The organism is Okeania sp., assembly GCF_983059655.1.
This window is the reverse complement of record NZ_CEZPJD010000891.1, coordinates 1-3042: the sequence shown is the minus strand read 5'-3', so window position 1 is coordinate 3042 and position 3042 is coordinate 1. Positions and strand designations below refer to the sequence as shown.

The 3042-nt window shown below is 40.7% G+C and carries 3 protein-coding genes; 1 reads left to right on the top strand and 2 read right to left on the bottom strand.

Annotated features, from left to right (window positions below):
• The coding region (locus AC3DU7_RS29855) for a protein kinase domain-containing protein (RefSeq protein WP_488042869.1) at positions 1–852 on the bottom strand (852 nt) is incomplete at its 3' end.
• A 522-nt stretch (positions 853–1374) separates the two neighbouring features.
• On the opposite strand from AC3DU7_RS29855, the gene AC3DU7_RS29850 reads away from it, so the two are divergent.
• A complete protein-coding gene (locus tag AC3DU7_RS29850) occupies positions 1375–2604 on the top strand; it encodes an RNA-guided endonuclease InsQ/TnpB family protein (protein WP_488042868.1) in 1230 nt (409 codons plus the stop codon).
• 94 nt (positions 2605–2698) lie between these two features.
• Here AC3DU7_RS29850 and AC3DU7_RS29845 read toward each other — a convergent pair.
• Positions 2699–3042, bottom strand: a 344-nt coding sequence (locus tag AC3DU7_RS29845) for a hypothetical protein (protein WP_488042867.1), incomplete at its 5' end; no start/stop codon positions are given.

Sequence of the window (3042 nt, the reverse complement as noted above, 5' to 3'; positions counted from 1 at the left end):
AACAGACTGATAGCGACGGTTAATAGCATTTTCCACCAGTTTATCTAAAACATAACCCAACTGTTCGCTCACAGAATTACTGTTTAAATAACGTCGCCATACCCAAGTACCCTCACCCACATCAAATAACTCAAATGGGGAAACGTTGGTTAAAAGATGTAAGCAAGTTACTCCCAAACTATATAAGTCACTGGCAAATACTGCTTTGCCTCGGTTTTGTTCGGGGGGAGTATATTCCGGAGAGCCAATAGTAGTACCTGTTTTCAATAGTGCTGTACCTAGAGCATATTTGGCAGCACCAAAATCTACTAATACTAACTGACTGTCACTGTTTTGACGACGAATAATATTGTCTGGTTTGATGTCGCGGTGAATAACGTTGTGAGAGTGGATAAATTGCAGGACTGGCAGTAAATTATTCAGTAACGCTTTAATTTTCTCCTCATTGTAAGGCCCTTCCACCGCCAGAGCTTGGCCTAAATTTTGTCCGTCGATGAATTCTTGCACTAAGTATTGTCGCCCATCCTGGATGAAGTGGGCCATTAGTTCGGGGATTTGGGAATGTCTGCCCAGTTCGTCTAATCTTGTAGCTTCTTTTTCAAAGAGTTCGGCAGCTTTGCTGATATTGTTTGTGCCCTGGGATGCTGGAAAAAATTGTTTAATGACGCAATAGGGTTTGGAGGGTTTGTCTTCGTCGATAGCTAAGAATGTTCTGCCAAAACCTCCTTGTCCAATGAGGTTAAGGGGACGATAGCGGTCTTTGAGTAGTAGTTTTGAGCCACAGTTTTGACAATATATGTTCCAGTCTGGGTTTTGGGGAATTTGACAGTTGGGGTTGAGGCAATGACTCATATCATGTCCGGTTGAGTAATTAGATTTTGGTGGAAGGAAGGCAGAAGGCAGAAGGCAGGAGGCAGAAGGTAGAAGGTTTTTTCCTATTGCTACGTTGTTTTATACACGCTCCGATACTACTGGACATGATATCAGGAAAGGCAGAGGGCAGGAGGCAGGAGGCAGAAGTCAGAAGTCAGAAGTTAACCCACCCCTAACCCCTCCCAGGAGGGGAAGTAGGGGATTTGAGCTTCGCTCCAAAAATATTTCGCCTTTTAAGGCGGGGTTTTAGACCCAATTATTTCGTTCATTATATAATTGCCTGAAACTAAATATATTTTTAGTCGATGTATTGTCACATTGAATCTAACTTCTGACTTTTGAATTTTGACTTCAAATGTATTGTCAAAATTTTTAGCTGAATCGGCGGCAAATTGAATAGGTTCGATGCCCATTCAATTTGCATGCTATCCCAGCAGAAGCTTTCGCCCTAGTTGAAAAAATTGTATTATTATATCGCTATAACCCCGGAAATTTTCCACCATGCGCACTGCCTACCAATATAAATTAAGGCCAAATAAAGAACAGTTAGCCACAATAGAAATGTGGTTGGAATTGTTGCGTCGGCAGTACAACTATCGGTTGAGTGAAAGATTCTCATGGTGGTCAGAAAACCTTTGTCCGGTTAACGCCTGCCCCTTAGTAACGCCAATTCCTCAACTAAGAGATAATCCAGATTATTACTCTCAAAAAAAAGATTTGGTTAATACCAAAGACAAATTTCCGGAATACAAGCTAATTCACTCTCAGGTCCTGCAGGATTGCATAAAACGAGTAAAACTTGCCTTTGATAGATGGTTGAAAGCAGACAAAAATGGAAAGAAATTAGGGAAACCAAGGTTTAAGGGAATTGGACGTTATCGCAGTTTTACTTATCCTCAAATCAAACAATACTGCATTCAAGAAAACAAGATCGACTTGCCAAAAATAGGCAATATCAAGTTGATTCAACATCGACCGTTACCTGATGGTTTTCAAATTAAAACAGTAACAATTAGTCGTAAAGCAGATGGTTATTATCTGACTTTATCCCTAGAAGACAAATCAGTTCCAACTTTAACAAATCAAGTTGAACCTACATCAAAAAATACTCTAGGAATTGATATGGGGCTAAAAGAATTCTTAGTCACAAGTGAAGGAGAATCTGTCCCCATCCCTCAATACTACCGCTCTTCTCAGCAGAGATTAAAAACTCTACAAAAACGTTTATCCCGTAAAAAGAAAGGAAGCAAAAGATGGTTAAAAGCTGTCAAAGCGGTGGCTAAACAACATAAAAAGGTTGCCGATAAACGTAAAGATTTTCATTTTAAAACAGCCAATGAATTGTTATCAAAAGCGGATGTTATTGCCCATGAAAACTTAAACATTAAAGGACTAGCAAAGACCCGTTTGAGTAAATCAATTAACGATGCAGGATGGGGTAAATTCCTCTCTATTTTGACTGTCAAAGCCGGAAATGCTGGACAGAAAACGATAAGAGTCAACCCAAAAAATACTAGCCAAGATTGCTCAAATTGTGGAAAAAAAGTCCCCAAAGAATTAAACACACGAACTCATTCTTGTCCGCATTGCGGTATTGTCATAGACCGCGATGTGAATGCAGCGATAAATATCAAAAATAGGGCGGTAGGGCATTCCGTTCTTAAAGCTCGTGGAGTCCGACGGGGTACCGGGACTGCGAAACGAGAAGCCCACACTAACCTTACGGTATAGTGTGGGAGTATGTCACCCCAGGGTATCTAACTTTTGACTTTTGACTTTTGACTTTTGACTTCACAAAAAGAGTAGACAATTTGTATACTTAAGGTTAAGATAAAAAGTAAGCACATCGGTATAAAGAACCTCGATAAATGAATACCAGTAGCTTTTTAGTCATTTCTAGTTTTTTAGGAGTGATTAAAAGGTGGTTTTTCATGTTTGCATGGTACCCCATCGACGCACCTCGCAGAATCGCTGGAACCCTCATTCTCTCGTCAAACTGCGTCGATGCCATGCCAGGAGAGGGTTTGAGGGTCGTCATTTTGGCAAAATTTGCCTTGTTGATTTTTTTATCAAAGGGGTGCGTCGATTTGGGGGTCTGAAAGCCTTGTTCTGTCGTCGTTCCAAAACCGAACTCCCCCCCGCTGGGTTTAATGCGGATTAGTTGGAAAC

Excerpts from the sequence above, each read along its gene's own strand:
- AC3DU7_RS29850 (WP_488042868.1), top strand. The coding sequence starts at position 1,375 with ATGCGCACTGCCTACCAATATAAATTAAGGCCAAATAAAGAACAGTTA.